Raw genomic sequence first — 17,195 nt, 5'->3', positions numbered from 1 at the left:
GAGGACTGTTGGCTGTCGGGCGTGAACTGACCCTGATCGACCGGCCCGTGTTCCCACCGGACTGCACCCCGCCGAGGCCTCTGCGCATCGGGCTGGTGAACATGCCGTGGGCGCGCACCGACACGCCTTCCATCCAGTGCGGTCTGCTGCAGGCCGTCCTGTCCTCCTTCGGCCATGACGCGCGCAGTCTCTACCCGAATCTCGAACTGTCCGCGGAACTGGGAGCCGGGCTCTACGAGACCCTCACCGAGGCGCCTTCCGAACGTGTTCATCTCTTCGGCGAATGGCTTTTCGGCCCGGCCGCTTTCGGTGTGGCGCACGACGAGGAGGAATACCGCGCGCATTTCCCGGAGGTCCCGGAGATCTGCGCGTCCGCCGGGCTGTCCTGGGAGGCCGTGACGGCGCTGCGGAGTGAGCGCCTTCCCGCCTGGATCGACGAACTCGCCGCCCGCGAGATGTGGGCCGGCTTCGACATCGTCGGCTTCACCTCCACGTTCCTGCAGAACGTGGCCGCGCTGGCGCTCGCCCGCCGGCTGAAGGAGGCCCGCCCCGAACTCGTCGTCGTGTTCGGCGGGGCGAACTACGACGGCGACATGGGCCCGGAGTACCTGAGGAGTTTCCCGTTCATCGATTACGTCGTCGTCGGCGAGGGCGACGTGGCGTTCCCCCGGCTGGCCGCGGCCGTCGCGCGCGGGGAGCGGCCCACCGCCCTGCCGGGCGTCTGCGGGCGGGGCGCGCACGGCGAGGTGGAGCCGCCGGCGCCCGGTGCGCGCACCCGCACCATGGACGCGCTGCCCCCGCCGCTCTACGACGACTACTTCTCCGCCGTCGAGGCACTGGGCCGGACGAACGTCATCGGCCGGAACACCCAGCGGCTCCTGGTGGAGTTCTCGCGCGGCTGCTGGTGGGGCGAGAAGCACCACTGCACGTTCTGCGGGCTCAACGCGCTGGGCATGCAGTACCGCGCCAAGTCGCCCGGGCAGGCCCTCGCCGAGCTGGAGGAGCTGATGCGGCGGCACCGCGTGCTCGCGGTCGACGCCGTCGACAACATCCTCGACATGGCGTACCTGGGCACCCTGTGCACCACGCTGCGCGCGTCGCCCTGGGACGTGGCGCTGTTCTTCGAGGTGAAGGCCAATCTCACCAGGGAGCAGGTGCGGCTGCTGTCCGAGGCCGGCGTGTGGAAGATCCAGCCGGGCCTGGAGAGCCTGAGCAGCGACGTGCTGCGCCTGATGCGGAAGGGCTCCTCCCGGCTGCTGAACGTACGGCTCCTCAAGTGGGCCCATTACTACGGCGTACGGGTCGACTGGAACCTGCTGACCGGGTTCCCCGGCGAGACCGACGAGGACTACACGGGGCAGACCGCGCTGGTGCCGCTGCTGACGCACCTCGAACCGCCGGCGGGTGTCGGCCGGATCTGGCTGGAGCGCTTCAGCCCCTACTTCACGGACCCGTCGTTCGGCATGCAGCAGGTGAAGCCCAAGGCGGCGTACCGGTTCGCCTATCCGGTGCCCGGCATCGACCACAGCCGGATCGCGTACTTCTTCGACTACGAGGCGCCCGGTGTGGCCTCCGCCGACGCGGTCGCCGGTCTTGCGAAGGCCGTCGAGGGGTGGCAGCGGGCGTGGGAGTCGGACGACCGCCCGCAGCTGACCTACCGGCGAGGTCCCGACTGGCTCACCGTCCTCGACACCCGGGGCGGCCGCCGCCGCAAGGCGACGCTCACCGGCTGGCGGGCACGGGCGTACGAGCTGTGCGGCGACGCGCCGCGCGGTGCGGCCCGCGTCCACCGGGAGCTGGTGGAGCTGGGACTGCTCACGGGTCCGGACGGGAGCGGCGCCGGTGCCGCGGAGGTCGAGGAGTTCCTGCGGGGCACCGTGGAGCACGGCATCTGCCTGGAGGAGGACGGCAAGTTCCTGTCCCTGGCCCTGCCGGTCAGGCCGGGCCGTCCGGCGCCCGGCGAGGGCGCGAAGCGTCAGGACACGGCGCCGGGGGCGGCGGGGTGACGGAGCGGGCGGACGGCGGGGTGACGGACCGGGCGGATACCCGCGGAACCGGTGCGCGATGCCCTGGACCGGGGGCCGTTCCCGCGCCCGTCGTGCTGCCGACGGTCCGGGAGGGGCCGTTCGATCCGCCGCCCGGCCTCTCGTGGTTGCGGGACGAGGATCCCGTGCGGCCGCTGCGGTATCCGGACGGCCATGTCGGATGGCTGGTGACCGGGCACGAGCACGTCCGGACGGTGCTGGCCGACCCGCGCTTCAGTGCCCGCTCGGAGCTGAAGCGCGTCCCCGTCCCGCGTCCGGGCGCCGATCCGTTCATCGGCCGGCCGGCCCTGCCGGGCTGGTTCGTCGACATGGACCGTCCCGGGCACACGCGGTTCCGGCGGCTGCTGACCGGCTCGTTCTCGCTGCGCCGGATGCAGTTGCTCCAGCCGCGCCTGGAGCGGATCGCGGAGGACCTGCTCGACGCCATGGAGAGGTCCGGGGCGCCCGCCGACCTGGTGGAGGCCTTCGCGCTGCCGCTGCCGTCGCTCGCCGTGTGCGAGCTGCTGGGCGTGCCGTACGCCGAACGCGGCGTGTTCCAGCACGACAGCACCCTGCTGTTCCGCCTGGACGCCACCGCGGCACAGGCGGAGGCCGCGATGGAGAACCTGACCGGTCTGCTGCTCGACCTGGTGCGCCACCGGCGCCGGCACCCGGGTGACGACCTGATCAGCCGGATGGCCGCGGGCGGCCTGTCCGACGACGAGGCGGCCGGCGCGGGTGTGCTGCTGCTGACGGCCGGGCACGAGACGGTGGCAGGGATGCTGGGGCTCGGGGTGTTCACCCTGCTGTGCCACCCGGATACGGCGGCGGCCCTGCGCGCGGACCCGTCACCCGCCGCGATGGCGGCGGCCGTGGAGGAACTCCTCCGGTACCTGACCATCTTTCAGTTCGGGGTGCCGCGCACGCCGGTCGTGGACGTCGAGGTGGCGGGGCGGCTCCTGCGCGCCGGGGAGAGCGTCACGTGCTGCCTGCCCGCCGCGAACCGCGACCCGGCCCGGTTCGCGGACCCGGACCGCTTGGACGTGACCCGCCCGGCGGGCGGCCACCTGGCCTTCGGGTACGGCGTGCACCAGTGCATCGGGCAGAACCTGGCCCGCGTGGAGCTGCGCGTCGGGTACGCGGCGCTGCTGCGCCGGTTCCCCGGGCTGCGGCTCGCCGTGCCGCCCGCGCGGGTGCCGCTCGGCACGGACATGGGGTTCTACTGCGTGCACCGCCTGCCGGTGACCTGGTAGCCGGGCCGGACGGCGAGGGCGCGCGGCTACGCGGGGCCCGTCCCCGGCGGGGGTCCGTGCCAGGAGGCCCACAGCTCGGCGTACGCGCCGCCCTTGCGCAGCAGTTCGTCGTGGGTGCCGATCTCGGTGATGCGCCCGTCCTCCATGACGGCCACCCGGTCCGCGTCGTGGGCGGTGTGCAGCCGGTGGGCGATGGCGACGACGGTCCGCCCCTCCAGGACGGCGGAGAGCGAGCGCTCCAGCTCGCGGGCCGTTCGGGGCGCCAGCAGCGAGGTGGCTTCGTCGAGGACGAGGGTGTGCGGGTCGGCGAGCACGAGCCGGGCCAGCGACAGCTGCTGGGCGCGGGCGGGGGGCAGGGTGGCGCCCTGCGAGCCGAGCGGGGCGTCGAGCCCGAGGTCGGCGGCCCAGTCCCAGGCGCCCACGGCGGAGAGCACCTTCTCCAGTTCGGCGTCCGTGGCCTGCGGCCTGGCCAGCAGCAGGTTGTCGCGGAGGGTGTCGTCGAAGACGTGGTGCTCCTGCGTCACGAGGGCGACCCTGCGGCGCAGCTCGGGCAGCGGCAGGGCGGTGAGCGGCACGCCGCCGAGCGTGACGCTGCCGGTGCGCGGCGGGTGGATGCCGGCGAGGAGCCGTCCGAGGGTGGTCTTGCCGGCGCCGGAGGGACCGACGACGGCCAGTCGCTCGCCGGGCCTGATGGCGAGGCTGACACCCCGCAGGACGTCCCGGCCCTCCCGGTAGGCGTACGTCACCTCCTTCAGGACCAGCGCCGCACCGGCGTCGGCCGCGACGCCGGAACCGGCCGCACCGGCCCCTGTCGTGTCGAGCCCGGTCGCGCCGACTCCCTTCGCACCGGCCCTCGTGGCGCCGGGCTGCGTCGCTCCGGTTCCCTTCGCACCGGCCTCCGTCGCGCCCCGCTCCAGCGGCCGCCCGGCGGCCGCCGCCCGGTCCCCGTCCCGTGCCGTGCCGACGCCGAGGAGGCGGGCCAGCGACGCGCCGCCCACCTGGAGGTCGTCCAACCGCGACAGCATCCGGTCGACGGGACCCAGGATCTGCTGGACGTAGAGCGTCGCCGCGGTCACGGCGGCCAGCGAGACCCTGCCCTGGGCGTGCAGGAGCCCGCCGACGATCAGCGTGGCGACGACGGGCAGCACGTACGACACGTCGGAGATCGGCAGGAACACGGTGCGCAGCCGCAGCGTGTAGCGCTCGGCCGCGCCGGCCAGCCGCAGGTCCTCGTCGGCGCGTTCGGCGCGGCGCCGCGCCAGGCGCAGGGCCTCCACGGTGCGGGCGCCCTCTATGGTCTCGGCGAGCCCTTCGGCGACCCGGGAGTACGCGGCGCTCTCGCGGAGGTAGCCGTCGCGGGCCCGCCTCAGGTACCAGCGGGTCGCGCCCCACAGCAGCGGCACCGCGATCAGGCAGGGCAGCGCCAGCAGGGGGCCGACGACGACGAGTCCGCCCAGGGTGACCACGACGGTGGTGAGGGAGATCAGGGCGTCCGGCACGGCGCTGCGCAGCGTGCCGGACAGGACGTCCACGTCCCGCGTGGTGCGCGTCACCATGTCGCCGGGCCCCGCCCGGTCGACGGTGGCGAGGGGCAGGGCGAGGAGCCGCTCGACGAAGTTCTCGCGCAGCTCCGCCAGGACGGTCTCGCCGAGCCGGGCCGAGGCGTACATGGCGACGTTGACGAGGGCGCCCTGGAGGAGGACGAAGCCGAGGATGAGCAGGGCGACACGCCCGATGTCGGCCGTGCCCCGCCCGGCGTCCTCCACGAAGTCGCCCAGCAGGCGGGGCGCGACGAGCCCGCACGCGGCCGCGGCCGCGTGGAGCAGCAGCGCCGCGGAGAGGGCGGCCCGGTGCCGCCGCACCAGGAGGCGTACGTGCGCGCGGACCTGCCGTACCGAGGCGACGGGCAGCACCCGGGCGCCGGTCTCCGCCGATGCGTCCACTGCGGTCGATGTCTCCTTACGCGTCGCGGTCCGCGGCCCGGCTCAGGCTTGGCTCAGGGCTTGGCGGCGACGACGAGTCCGTGCTCGTAGGGCAGTCCGGCGTAGGTGGTGACGCGGTCGCAGCCGGCCTCGCGCAGCCACCGTTCGTAGTCCTCCGCCGGATAGGCCATGCCCTGGCCGCTGGCGAGGACATTGAGGTAGAGCGAGAGCCGCGCGGAGAACACTCCCGCGGTCTCGTCGGCGGAAGCGTGGAATCCGTACACGAATATCCGGCCGCCCGGGGGAAGGGCCCGGACGGCCTTCGCCAGGAGGAGCCGGATCTGGTCGGGCGAGAACACTTCGAGGACATGGCTGAAAAGGATGGCGTCGAAGCCCTCAGGGAAGTCGTCCTCGAAAATGTTGCCCGGGTGGACCGTCACACGTCCGGCCGTCCCGGACGGAATGCCGCGCTCGGCGAGACGGCCGACGCTCGGCATTTCGAAAACGGTGACCTCCGCTTCCGGCAGCCGTTCGGCGATACGGAAGGCGGTGGTTCCGTCACCGCCGCCGACGTCCAGCAGGCGGCGTACGGTGGCTAGTTCGGCGTTTTCCAGCAGGCCGCTCATCGACTGGAGCGTGAACGCGGCCATGGAGGCGTGCAGGATCTCCTCGGTCTCCGGATCGCGGGCGAGCCGCTGATACAGCGTCGGCTCGGTGCCGGGATGGGCGGACAGCGCGGTGTTCGTCCCGCTGCGCAGGGCGGAGGTGGTGTGCGCGAACGCCGGGTAGTAGATCCGCTGCCAGCCCAGCAGGATGTGCCGCCAGCTGTCCGGACCGTCCTTGGCCAGCAGTTCCTCGGCCGGCGCGGCGTTGTGGTACCGGCCGTCCTCGCGGAGCACCATCTCGCTCGCGCAGAGCCCGAGCAGCAGCACCCGCAGGGAGTGCTCGGGGATGCCGACGTGCCGGCGGATGTCCTCGAATTCCGCCTTGGGGTGCTCCGAGAGAAAGGCGAAAACGCCGAGTTCGACACCGGCCACGACGGCATTGAAGAGGGCCGGGCCGTTCACGATGAGCCGGAATCGGTCGTACTGTCGGTCCACGTCCTGGGCGGGCATGTGCGCGACCGTCCCTTCCAGAATTGATCACCTCGGGGCATGGCCGGAAATGAGCGATGCGAAGGTCTCTGGCGGCGCCGGCCCTGCGGGGAAACGCAGCGATGCTGACACACTCTCCAGGACAGCGGCAAGTGCGCGGAAAACGGCCCGCGTTGACATTCCTGGACCGTCTTGACACGTCAGGTGCCGTGGGCAACGATTGATCGCTCTCTTCGCTCTCCTTCGTGCTCCGTCGTGGGTGTGAACCCGTAAGCCAGCCAGGAGTGATGGGCAATGCGCGTGAACAGCTATGACGAATGGTCGCCCCTGCGTGAGGTGATCGTCGGCTCGGCCCTGAACTACACCTCCCACGAACGTGAGCTGTCCTTCGACCTGTTCTTCCACGACAACCTCGTACGCTCCGAGTGGTACTACCCCCGGCTGTCCGTGCCGGGCAGCGCGGCCGCGTCCGGGACGCGGTCCGGGCGCTCGCCCATCAAGCAGCGGTACGTCGAGGAGCTGATCGAGGACGTCGAGGGGATCGCGCGGACCCTGGAGTCGCTGTCCGTCCGGGTGCACCGCCCGCTGGATCTACACGGGACGACGACGGAGGTGCGCACGCCCGCGTGGTCGGCGGCCGTCGTACCGCCGCTCAACGTCCGCGACAACACGCTGATCCTCGGCGACGAGATCATCGAGACGCCTCCGATGATCCGGTCCCGCTATTTCGAGACGCAGTTCCTCACCCCGGTCTTCGCGGAGTACTTCCGCCAGGGCGCGCGGTGGACGGTCATGCCGCGGCCACTGATGACGGACGCCTCCTTCGACCCCTCGTACGCCCGGCAGTCGGCCGGCGGGCCCATGGAGCCGATCGAGGACGTCCGGCCGTCCCCGTACGACGTCGGCTTCGAGATGATGTTCGACGGCGCGCAGTGTCTGCGGCTCGGACGGGACCTCCTGGTGAACATCTCCACGGAGAACCACGCCATGGCGTGCGACTGGCTGGAGCGCCACCTGGAGGGCCGCTTCCGCATCCACCGCGTGCACCGGCTCAGCGACAGCCACATCGACAGCATGGTCCTCGCCCTGCGCCCGGGGACGCTCCTGGTGCGCTCCAAGGAGGTCGCCGACCAGCTGCCGCCCGCGCTGAGGAGCTGGGACATGATCGTGCCGCCCCCGCCCGAGGGGAACAACTTCCCCCGGTACGAGGACGACGACCTGGTCCTCACCAGCCCCTTCATCGACCTCAATGTGCTGTCGGTGTCCCCCGACACGGTCCTGGTCAACGAGGCCTGCCCGGAGCTGGTGCGGACGCTGGAGCAGCACGGGTTCACGGTGGTGCCCGTACGCCACCGTCACCGGCGGCTGTTCGGCGGCGGGTTCCACTGCTTCACGCTGGACACCGTCCGGGACGGCGGGCCCGAGGACTACCTCGGCTGAGACCGCCAGGAGGTACCGGTGCCGGTGCACAGCACACGAGAGCAGGACACGGTCGTACGGGCACCCGCCGCCGCGCCCCGCCCGGCGGTCCCGGGGGTGCCGCCGGCCGCGCCCCGGATCGTGTCGGTGGGCACGGCGGTGCCCCCGGCGTCGTACACGCAGCGGGAGATCCTGGACCTGTTCGGGGTCACCGACCCGCGGATCACCTCGCTCTTCCTGAACGGCGGCATCGCGCGGCGCCATCTGACGCTGCCGCCGGCCGGGCCGGACGGGACGCCGCGCGAGGAGACCCAGGGGGAACTCCTCGCCAAGCACTCCACCGAGGGGGTGCGGCTGGGGCGGGCGGCCGTCGAGGACTGCCTGCGGCGCGCCGGGGCGGCGCCGGCCGACGTGCGCCACCTGTGCTGCGTGTCCTCCACCGGCTTCCTCACACCCGGCCTGAGCGCCCTGCTCATCAAGGACATGGGCCTGTCCCGGCACTGCTCGCGGCTCGACGTCGTCGGCATGGGGTGCAACGCCGGACTCAACGCCCTCTCCTCGACGGCCGGCTGGGCCGCGCTCCACCCCGGCGGACTCGCGGTGATGGTGTGCGTCGAGGTGTGCTCCGCGGCGTACGTGTTCGACGGCACGCTGCGCACCTCCGTCGTCAACAGCCTCTTCGGCGACGGCGCCGCCGCCCTCGCCGTGACCGCTCCCGACGCCGCCGGTACGGGAGCCCGCGCGCCGGGCGGGCCGGCGGTGCTGCGCTTCGCCGGGCGCATCATCCCCGAGGCGGTCGGCGCCATGCGGTACGACTGGGACGACGCCCACGGCCGGTTCAGCTTCTACCTGGACCCGGAAGTGCCGTACGTGGTGGGCGCGCACGCGGAAGGGGCCGTGCGCCGGCTCCTGGACGGCACCGGCCTGCACCGCTCGGACATCGACCACTGGGTGATCCACTCCGGCGGGCGCAAGGTCGTGGACTCCGTACGCGTCAACCTCGGGCTCACCCGGCACGACGTGCGGCACACCACCGGCGTGCTCAGGGACCTGGGGAACGTCTCCAGCGGATCGTTCCTGTTCTCCTACCGGCGGCTCCTCGACGAGGACCGGGTCCGGCCCGGTGACCACGGCGTGCTGATGACCATGGGGCCCGGCTCCACGATCGAGACGGCGCTGCTGCGCTGGTGACCGTACGGACGCGACCGCACGACAGGAGGCAGAAGGTGGCGACTCCCCCACCGGCCGAGGAACTCGCCGACGGCCTCGGGCTGCAGCTGCGGATCGACGGCGCGCTCCCGCTCGCCGCGCTCACCCGGGCCGTCGACGACCTGTGCCGGCGCGCCGACGCGCGCGACCGCCAGACCGTCGTGGTGCTGCGGCTGGGTGACAGTGCGACCGGGTCCTGGCCCGGAGACGTCGGCATCCAGGACGTCAACCGCTGGGAGCGCGCCGTACGGCGGCTGGAGCGCCTGACCGCGGTCACCGTCGCCGTGGCCGGCGGCACCTGCGGCGGGCCCGCGCTCGACCTGCTGCTCGCCACGGACTACCGGATGGCCACCGCGGACCTGCGGCTCGTCCTTCCCGTCAACGACGGGCACTTCTGGCCCGGCATGGCCGTGCACCGGCTGGTCCGGCAGACCGGCCTCGGGCCCGCGCGCCGGCTGGTGCTGTGGGGGCACGACGTCACGGCCCGGCGGGCCCTGGAGTGCGGGCTGATCGACGAGATCGGCGCGGACGCCGAGGAGGCCGTGCGCACCGCCACGGTCTGGCTGGGCCGCGCGTCCGCCACCGAACTCGCCGTACGCCGGGCCCTGCTGCTGGAGGCCGCGGCGGCCAGTCACGAGGACGCCCTCGGCACCCACCTGGCGGCCTGCGACCGCGAACTGCGGCGCTTACGGGGCCCTGGGCAGGGTGGCACACCGGCGGCCGGGCCGGGCCCGCCCTCGGGGTCGACCGACCGCTGAGTACCGACGGATGTCCGCCGACCGCCGACCGTTAGGATCAACTCTTCATGACCAGCGCGACGTTGTGGAATCGCGGGCTGCCGTCCGCGTCCGGTGCGGGAGCGGCCGCGACGCGCCGCGGAGCCGCGTCATGAGGCCGCTGCCCGACCCCGAACCGGGGACCCCCGACGTCCGGTCGCCCCTGCGGTACCTCGTGTGGCTCGCCGGGCACACCCGTGCGGCCCTCTTTCTGGGCGTCGTGTACGGCATCGCGTGCATGCTCGCGCAGGCGCTGGTCCCCCTCGCGCTCGGCCGGGCCGTCGACCGGGGCCTCGTCGACCGGGACACCACCGCCCTGTGGACCTGGGCGGGCGCCGTCCTGGGGCTGGGAGTGCTCCAGGCCGTGACGAGCATCCTGCGCGACCGGTGTTCCCTGACCGCGTCGCTGGCCGCGAGCTACCGCACGGTCCAGCTCGTCACCCGGCACGCCGGGCTGCTGGGGTCGACCCTGTCCCGGCGGGTCTCGGCGGGCGAGGCGCTCAGCGTGGGCGCCGTGGACGCCACCCGCATCGGCCGCGCCCTGGAGATCCTGGCCCACGGGGGCGGCGCCCTGGTCGCGGTGTGCGTCGTGGCCGCGGTCATGCTGGCGACGTCCTGGCAGCTGGGCCTCGTCGTGCTGATCGGCGTGCCCGTGATGGCGTGGGCGGTGGGCGCGGTGATCCGCCCGCTGCACGGCCGGCAGGAGCGGCTGCGCGACGAACAGGCCGCGCTCACCTCGCGGGCCGTGGACGTCGTGGGCGGCCTGCGCGTGCTGCGGGGCCTCGGCGGGGAGGACACCGCGGCGGCGCGGTACCGGACGGACTCGGAGCGCGTACGCGGCTCGGCGGTCCGCGCCGCCCGCCTCGAATCCCTCCTGGGCGCGATCCAGGAGCTGCTGCCCGGCCTGCTGATGGTGCTGGTGGTGTGGCTGGGCGCGCGGCTGGTCGTCGGCGACCGGATCACCGTCGGCCAGCTCGTCGTCTTCTACACGTACGCCGTCTTCCTGACGACCCCGCTCCGGCTCCTCACGGTCACGGCGGACCGCTTCACCAGGGCCTTCGTGGCGGCCGGCCGCGTCACCCGGCTGCTGTCCCTGGAACGGGACGCGGGGTCGGAGGGCGGCTCCGCCGGTACGGGCACCGCAGGCGACGCGCCCGCGCGTGTCCACGCGGGCCGGCCCGGGACCGGGGCACCCTCGGACCTGGTCGATCCCGTGTCCGGAGTGCGGCTGCGGGCGGGGGCGTTGACCGCGGTCGTCTGCGCGGAGGCGGACGTGGCGGGCGCGCTGGCCGACCGGCTCGGGGGCTACGCGGCGCCCGCCGCCCGGTACGCGGGCATCGCGCTCGACACGCTGCCGCCGGACGAGGTGCGGCGCCGCGTCCTGGTCGACGACCACGACGCCCACCTCTTCTCCGGGACGCTGCGCGAGACGCTGGAGCCCGCTCAGGTGGCGCGGGACCGGGCGGGCGCGCTCGCCGGCGCGCTGCACAGCGCCTCGGCGGACGACATCGTGGCCGGGCTGCCCGCCGGCCTGGACGAGCCGTTCGTCCAGGGCGGGCGCGAGTTCTCGGGCGGTCAGCGCCAGCGCCTGCGGCTGGCCCGGGCCCTGCTGGCGGACCCCGAGGTGCTGGTCCTGGTCGAACCGACCAGCGCGGTCGACGCACACACGGAGGCCCGCATCGCACGGCGGCTCGCGCGGGCCCGCGAGGGCAGGACCACGGCCGTGTTCACCACCAGCCCGGCACTCCTCAACGCGGCGGACCACGTGGTGCACGTCGTGCACGGCAGGCTCCGCGCGGAGGGCACGCACGCCCGGCTCCTCGCGGACGAGGCCTACCGGACGGTGGTGCTGCGCGAGGGGAGCGCCTGACGGGCTGAAACCGGCCCCTCCGGTTCCTGAGGCCCGCGTTACCCGAAAGGGTGAGTTGCGGGCCCTGTGCCGGGTGCCCGGGTGCCGGGTGCGCGTCGTGCGTGTTCAGTGGCCGTGACAGGGCCTTGAGAGGCCACGTATCGACCGCCCGCAGACCGCAACGGAGGCCGCCCATGGGACGGAACCCAGAACAGAAGCCGGACGCCCGCCTGTCCCGGAACCGGGCACGGCTCGCGTACAAGGTGCGCTACGCGCTCGGGCACCCCGACCGGCTGGTGCCCTACGCGCGGCGGGCGGGCCGCAACGCGGTGCTGCGGCTGCGGCACGGGCGCGACCACGTGGCCTACTACCGGGCGGTGATGGCGTCGGACACCGCGCGCAGCCCCGAGGCGGCGGTCGGCGGCGCGCCGTCGCACGACCGCTGGCTGGCCATCGGGCAGTTGCAGTACGACTACCTGGTGGGGCACGGGCTGACGCCGCAGGACCGCCTCCTGGAGATCGGCTGCGGCAACCTCCGGGCGGGGTGGCGGTTCATCGACCACCTGGAGCCCGGGCACTACTACGGGATCGACATCTCGCCCGACATCCTCATCGAGGCGAAGAAGACCCTCGTCCGCTACCGGCTCCAGCACAAGGTGCCGTACCTGACGCCGGTGGACGACCTGAAGCTGGACTTCCTGCCGGACGGCTGGTTCACCGTGGTGCACGCGCACAGCGTGTTCTCGCACTCGCCGCTGCGCATCATCGACGAATGCCTCGCGCACGTCGGGCGGGTGCTGGCGCCCGGGGGCTTCTTCGACTTCACGTACGACCGTACGGAGGGCGCCGAACACCAGGTGCTGGGCGAGGACTTCTACTACCGCACCGACACGCTGGTGCGGCTGGCGCGCAGGCACGGGCTGGAGGCCCGGTTCATGGACGACTGGGAGCGCCTGCCGCACGGGCAGTCCCGGCTGCGGGTCACGCACGGGGCCGGGGACCGGGTGGGCTGACGTACGTTCCGGCAGGTCACCGGCCTGCCGCCGTACGGGTGAGCGAGCCCGTCGGGCGTCCCGGCGATAGGATGAAGTGTCCGTGCGAGGGGGCCGTGTGCCCCCGAGTACCCCTCGTCGAGCGCCGCTCGCGCAGCGAGAGGAGCGGTTCGCATGGCCGACGCACGCGTGTGCCCCGCCTGCCACACCCCGGTCGCCGAGGGCAGCCTGTTCTGTCCCCGGTGCGGCCGCTCCCTGACCGGCGGGCCCGCGCCGCCGCCACCCGGTTTCCCCCCGCCCGGGGAGCCGCACGGCAGGCCCGGCGGGGGCGGCTGGAGCCCGCGGGCCGAGCACGACCCGTACGGGGGACGGGGCCCCGCTCCCCCGCCGCCCGACAGGCCGCCGCCCCCCGGGCCACCGCACGGCGCCCCGCACGGGCGCCCGGGTCCCGCCGCCCAGCCGCTGGTCGGGGGCGGAGTCGTCGAGGGGCAGGTCCGGGGCGTGCAGGTGCGCTCCGAGATGCGCGGCGACCAGGGCTCCCAGGCGATCTGGACGTTCCGCGTCGAGCGCTACGACGAGGCGGGGAACCGGCTGTCGCTCGTACCCGTGGAGATGCGGGGCATGACCTTCGAAGGGTCCATCAGCGACGGCGACTGGATCAGGGCCGAGGGCAGGATGCGCCACGGCACCCTCCGCGTGACGACCCTGCAGAACCTCACCACCGGGGCGGTCGTCCGCGCCAAGGGCGTACCGAAGGCCGCCGTCGTGGCGGTCGCGGTCATCGCGCTCGTCATCCTCGCCGGGATCGCGTGGATCGCGTACACGGGCTTCACCGCCGACACCGGGCCGCCGCCCGGCTTCCTGCCCCCGCCGCGCTGACGGGCCCCGGGCATGCTCACCGAAGGCCTGACGGCACAGAGCCTGGACTACCTCCAGCGCGTGGGGTTCGAGCCGCCCGAGCTCGGGCCCGGTGCGAGCGTCACGGACGCGCCCCCGGCGCTGCGCTCCCTGGTGCGGATCGCCGGGATCGGCCGCCGGGACAAGAGCCGGCGCCCCACGGCCGCGGAGGAGGCGGGCCCGCTCACCCGTGACCTGCTCGTCGGCCTCCACACGTACAAGGTGCCGCTCGCCTTCCTGGCGGGCGGCGAGCCCGGGCGGTCGTCCGTGTGCCTGGGGACCTGGCTGCCCGCCGGGGGCTCGCCGCACTCGGTGGCGCGGAACCAGCGGCTCCTGGAGTCCGCGCTGCGGACGCTCTACCCGGCCGTCGACCTCGCGCCGTACTCCTCGGACACCGGGCGGTGGCCGCTGGGCGGGCTCGTGATGGGCGTCCCCACGCTGAAGCCGCCGGACGCCGTCGACGGGGTCCGGCAGCTCGACCGGCTGTTCCAGGCGCTGAACGGGGTGCACTGGGCCGCGCTGGTGCTGGCGCAGCCCGTCGACGAGACGCCGGTGCGGGACCTGCGGCTGCGCCTCATCAACGAGATGCGGGCCGTGCAGACCTCGGTCAAGCTGGGCGGCGTGCCGAGCCCGCTCGCGGACCACTACCTCGACCTGCTGGGGGGCCAGCTCGGGACGCTCACCGACGGGCAGGGCACGGGCGCCTGGCGCACCGCGGTGTACCTGCTCGGCGACGCCGACGGCTACGCGGAGGTCACGAGCCTGTGGCGGGGCGTGTTCTCCGGCGAGCGGTCGTTCCCGGAGCCCGTGCGGATCTGGGACCGCGGTGACGTGCCGATGCTGGCGGCGTCCTGGGCCATGCCCGACCCGGGCCCCGACGCGGCGGCTCCGGGGCACTACCGTCAGCCGTTCCAGCACCAGACGCTGCTGACGTCGCCGCAGCTCGCGGCGTATGTGCACTTCCCGCACGTCGAGACGCACGGCTTCGCCATCACCGAGGTGCCGGACTTCGACACGGTGCCGCCGGCGGCGGGTGAGGACGCGATCGTGCTCGGCACGGTCGTGGAGCGGGGCCGGCCCACGGCCACGCCGTACGCCGTCTCGCCCGCGACGCTGAACCGGCACGCCTTCGTCACGGGCGTCACCGGGTCCGGGAAGACGAACACCGTCTTCCACCTGCTGCGCCGGGTCGCCGCGCGGGGCGTCCCGTTCCTCGTCGTCGAGCCAGCCAAGACCGAGTACCGGGTCCTGCTGCGCGACCCGGAGCTGGGCGGCACGCTCCAGGTGTTCACGCTGGGCAACGAGGTGGTGTCGCCGTTCCGGCTGAACCCGTTCGAGGTGCCCGAGGGCACGCCGGTCGCGGTCCATCTGGATCTGCTGCGGTCGGTGTTCCACGCGAGCTTCGGCATGTGGACGCCGCTGCCGCAGGTCCTCGAAACGGCCCTGCACGGCATCTACGCCGACCGCGGCTGGGACATCACGACGGGCACCAACCGGCGCCTGGCCGGCGCCGACGGCGGAGACCGGGCGGCCGCGTTCCCGACCCTGTCGGACCTCGTCCGCAAGGTCGAGGAGATCGTGCCGCGCCTCGGATACGAGGAGAGGGTGACCGGCGACCTGCGCGCCGCCCTGCGGACCCGCCTGGACAGCCTGCGCACCGGCGGCAAGGGCCGGATGCTCGACGTCCGCCGCTCGCTGCCGCTGGGGATGCTGCTGGGCCGGCCGACCGTGCTGGAACTGGAGGGCATGGGGGACGACGACGACAAGGCGTTCATGATGGGCCTGCTGATGATCCGTCTGGCCGAGCACCGGCGGGCGGAGGGCGACGTGGAGGGGCTGCGGCACCTGCTCGTCGTCGAGGAGGCGCACCGGCTGCTGGCCGCCGCCGAGCGGAGCCGGGGCGGTGGCGAGGTGGAGGCGGACGTCCGGGGCAAGGCGGTGGAGACGTTCACCCATCTGCTGTCGGAGATCCGGGCGTACGGCCAGGGCGTGGTGGTGGTCGACCAGGTGCCGTCCAAGCTGGCGCCCGACGTGCTGAAGAACTCCACCCTCAAGGTGGCCCACCGGCTGGTAGCCGGTGACGACCGGGACGTCCTGGGCGACACCATGGCGATGACGGAACGTCAGGACGTGGCGCTGGCCACGCTGCCGGTGGGCCGGGCGGCGGTCTTCACCGACGGCGAGGACGCCCCGCTGCTGCTCCAGGTGCCCCGCTCCAAGGGCGGCACCGGCACCTGGCCCCGGCACGACGAGGTGCGGGAGCACATGGGCCGTGACCGGGCGCTGTCGCTGCCCCCTTCGGACGACTGCGACCTGCGGTGCCTGGACGCGCCGGCGGCGTGCGAGGCGGCGCGCGCCCTGGTGCGGGAGGCGCCGGTGGTCAGGGCCCTGGCCCGTACGGTGCTGTCCGCCGTGCAGGTGCGCGGCGGTCTCGAGCGGGGCTGGCCCGACGTCGTCGCGACGGTGGAGCCGCGCAGGCCCCGCTGGGTCGGGCGGGAGGAGCTGCTGCGGTGCCTGGCCCGGCACGGCGCGCGGCGGCTGGCCGACGCGCGCGGGGCGCGGGCGGGCTGGACGTACGGGCGGACCGCGTCGGTCGCGGACCGGGTGGACCGCATGCTGGTCGCCGTGCTGGAGGGCAGGCCGGCGGACGGCGAGGTGCTGGAGCTGCGGCACGAACTGCTGGACCTCCAGGGCGGTGGACCCGGTCCGTTCCAGGGGTGTGCCCGCATCTGGGGTGACCGTCCGGGGCCGTGCCTGTGCCGCGAGCCGGTCGCCGAGCTGGTGGCGTCGGGCGACTTCGCGGGCGTCTGGGGCGAGGCGCGGGCGGCGGACCGGGCGGCGGGGCACGGGGGCCGGACGGCGGTGTGGGACGTCTGCCAGGACGCCGCCCACCAGCTGGTGGAGTTCCCCGGCGACGAGCAGGACCCGGGGCTGGAGGCACGGCTGCGGGACGTGGCCCGGTGCACGGGGCTGTGCGTCGCGCAGCAGATGCTGGCGGCCGAGGAGTGGGCGCACCCGGCCGTCGGACGCCGGGCGCTGACGGGTCTGCTCGCGGAGTCGGGGCACGGCCCGGGGCCGGACGAAGGAGGCGAGTACGCATGGGAGAGGTGAGGGACCGCCGCCACGAGACGGACGACCGGCGCGGCTCGGGTCCCCGTGCCGGGGCGGGGGACCGCGGGGAGATCCGCGGGGGTGGCGACAGCCACCGGCACACGGGCGAGCAGAAGCCGAAGGAGCCCGAGGTCAAGTCGTGGACGACCGCCGACGGCCACACGCACGCCAAGGGCGACACCAAGGACGACGCGGGGAACAAGTCCGGGAAGACGTGGGAGAGCGACAACTGGAAGTCGTCCGACAACCACCATCACCACCACAGCGAGACGAAGGACGCCAACGGCAAGGTGGAGTCGACGTACACGACGGAGTCCTGGAAGACATCGGACGGGCACAGTCACTGGAAGTCCGAGTCGACGGACAGCAACGGCAAGGTGACCCAGTCCGTGGAGACCTGGAAGGACAAGGACGGCAAGTTCCACTCCAAGACCTCCGAGGAGAACGCGAGCGGCAAGAGCACCACGGAGGAGACCCGCTGGAAGGGCAAGGACGGCAAGGAGCACTTCGAGTCCACGACGACGGACTCCAAGGGCAACACCACCTCGACCTCGGGCGAGCGCTGGACCGGCAAGGACGGCAAGCAGCACGAGAGTTCGGTGACCACGGGACCGAGCACCATCTCGAAACCCTGAACACCGATCCGGAG

Annotated in this window: 12 protein-coding genes; 10 read left to right on the top strand and 2 right to left on the bottom strand. The window is 73.8% G+C overall.

Annotation, left to right across the window (positions count from 1 at the left end):
• Positions 1–8 precede the first annotated feature (8 nt).
• Together ABEB09_RS31420 and ABEB09_RS31415 are read left to right on the top strand one after the other, a co-directional pair.
• Positions 9–2,006 (top strand): RiPP maturation radical SAM C-methyltransferase, encoded by a 1,998-nt coding sequence (locus ABEB09_RS31420; protein WP_345693300.1) that lies wholly within the window; start codon positions 9–11, stop codon positions 2,004–2,006.
• 92 nt (positions 2,007–2,098) lie between these two features.
• Positions 2,099–3,277, top strand: a complete 1,179-nt coding sequence (locus ABEB09_RS31415; RefSeq protein ID WP_345693299.1) for a cytochrome P450 — start codon at positions 2,099–2,101, stop codon at positions 3,275–3,277.
• A 26-nt stretch (positions 3,278–3,303) separates the two neighbouring features.
• Here ABEB09_RS31415 and ABEB09_RS31410 read toward each other — a convergent pair whose 3' ends face one another.
• Both ABEB09_RS31410 and ABEB09_RS31405 read right to left on the bottom strand, forming a co-directional pair.
• Positions 3,304–5,220, bottom strand: coding sequence for an ABC transporter ATP-binding protein (locus tag ABEB09_RS31410; RefSeq protein WP_345693298.1), 1,917 nt, complete (start codon positions 5,218–5,220; stop codon positions 3,304–3,306).
• Between the two features lie 53 nt (positions 5,221–5,273).
• Positions 5,274–6,314 (bottom strand): methyltransferase, encoded by a 1,041-nt coding sequence (locus ABEB09_RS31405; protein WP_345693297.1) that lies wholly within the window; start codon positions 6,312–6,314, stop codon positions 5,274–5,276.
• 273 nt (positions 6,315–6,587) lie between these two features.
• On the opposite strand from ABEB09_RS31405, the gene ABEB09_RS31400 reads away from it, so the two are divergent.
• The 8 genes from ABEB09_RS31400 (at position 6,588) to ABEB09_RS31365 (ending at position 17,181) form a co-directional block, all read left to right on the top strand.
• A complete protein-coding gene (locus ABEB09_RS31400; RefSeq protein ID WP_345693296.1) occupies positions 6,588–7,733 on the top strand; it encodes a glycine amidinotransferase in 1,146 nt (381 codons plus the stop codon).
• A gap of 96 nt (positions 7,734–7,829) precedes the next feature.
• Positions 7,830–8,903 (top strand): 3,5-dihydroxyphenylacetyl-CoA synthase DpgA, encoded by a 1,074-nt coding sequence (dpgA, locus tag ABEB09_RS31395; protein ID WP_345694149.1) that lies wholly within the window; start codon positions 7,830–7,832, stop codon positions 8,901–8,903.
• A 35-nt stretch (positions 8,904–8,938) separates the two neighbouring features.
• Positions 8,939–9,679 (top strand): enoyl-CoA-hydratase DpgB, encoded by a 741-nt coding sequence (gene dpgB, locus ABEB09_RS31390; RefSeq protein WP_345693295.1) that lies wholly within the window; start codon positions 8,939–8,941, stop codon positions 9,677–9,679.
• A gap of 130 nt (positions 9,680–9,809) precedes the next feature.
• Positions 9,810–11,567 (top strand): ABC transporter transmembrane domain-containing protein, encoded by a 1,758-nt coding sequence (locus ABEB09_RS31385; protein WP_345693294.1) that lies wholly within the window; start codon positions 9,810–9,812, stop codon positions 11,565–11,567.
• Between the two features lie 173 nt (positions 11,568–11,740).
• Positions 11,741–12,559, top strand: coding sequence for a class I SAM-dependent methyltransferase (locus ABEB09_RS31380; protein ID WP_345693293.1), 819 nt, complete (start codon positions 11,741–11,743; stop codon positions 12,557–12,559).
• A 153-nt stretch (positions 12,560–12,712) separates the two neighbouring features.
• Complete coding sequence (locus tag ABEB09_RS31375) at positions 12,713–13,417, top strand: zinc-ribbon domain-containing protein (protein ID WP_345693292.1); 705 nt, start codon at positions 12,713–12,715, stop codon at positions 13,415–13,417.
• A gap of 12 nt (positions 13,418–13,429) precedes the next feature.
• Positions 13,430–16,546: an ATP-binding protein gene (locus ABEB09_RS31370; RefSeq protein WP_345693291.1), complete on the top strand. Its 3,117-nt coding sequence runs from the start codon at positions 13,430–13,432 to the stop codon at positions 16,544–16,546.
• Positions 16,534–17,181, top strand: a complete 648-nt coding sequence (locus tag ABEB09_RS31365; protein ID WP_345693290.1) for a hypothetical protein — start codon at positions 16,534–16,536, stop codon at positions 17,179–17,181. Before ABEB09_RS31370 ends, ABEB09_RS31365 begins: the two co-directional genes overlap by 13 nt.
• Positions 17,182–17,195 lie beyond the last annotated feature (14 nt).

The sequence above is a fragment of the Streptomyces coeruleoprunus genome, from assembly GCF_039542925.1.
In the GTDB taxonomy this organism is placed as follows: Bacteria; Actinomycetota; Actinomycetes; order Streptomycetales; family Streptomycetaceae; genus Streptomyces; species Streptomyces coeruleoprunus.
Note: the sequence above shows the minus strand (reverse complement) of the source record. Positions and strands in the feature narration are given on the sequence as shown.

Excerpts from the sequence above, each read along its gene's own strand:
- ABEB09_RS31405 (WP_345693297.1), bottom strand. The coding sequence starts at position 6,314 with ATGCCCGCCCAGGACGTGGACCGACAGTACGACCGATTCCGGCTCATC.
- ABEB09_RS31400 (WP_345693296.1), top strand. The coding sequence starts at position 6,588 with ATGCGCGTGAACAGCTATGACGAATGGTCGCCCCTGCGTGAGGTGATC.
- ABEB09_RS31385 (WP_345693294.1), top strand. The coding sequence starts at position 9,810 with ATGAGGCCGCTGCCCGACCCCGAACCGGGGACCCCCGACGTCCGGTCG.
- ABEB09_RS31380 (WP_345693293.1), top strand. The coding sequence starts at position 11,741 with ATGGGACGGAACCCAGAACAGAAGCCGGACGCCCGCCTGTCCCGGAAC.
- ABEB09_RS31375 (WP_345693292.1), top strand. The coding sequence starts at position 12,713 with ATGGCCGACGCACGCGTGTGCCCCGCCTGCCACACCCCGGTCGCCGAG.
- ABEB09_RS31370 (WP_345693291.1), top strand. The coding sequence starts at position 13,430 with ATGCTCACCGAAGGCCTGACGGCACAGAGCCTGGACTACCTCCAGCGC.
- ABEB09_RS31365 (WP_345693290.1), top strand. The coding sequence starts at position 16,534 with ATGGGAGAGGTGAGGGACCGCCGCCACGAGACGGACGACCGGCGCGGC.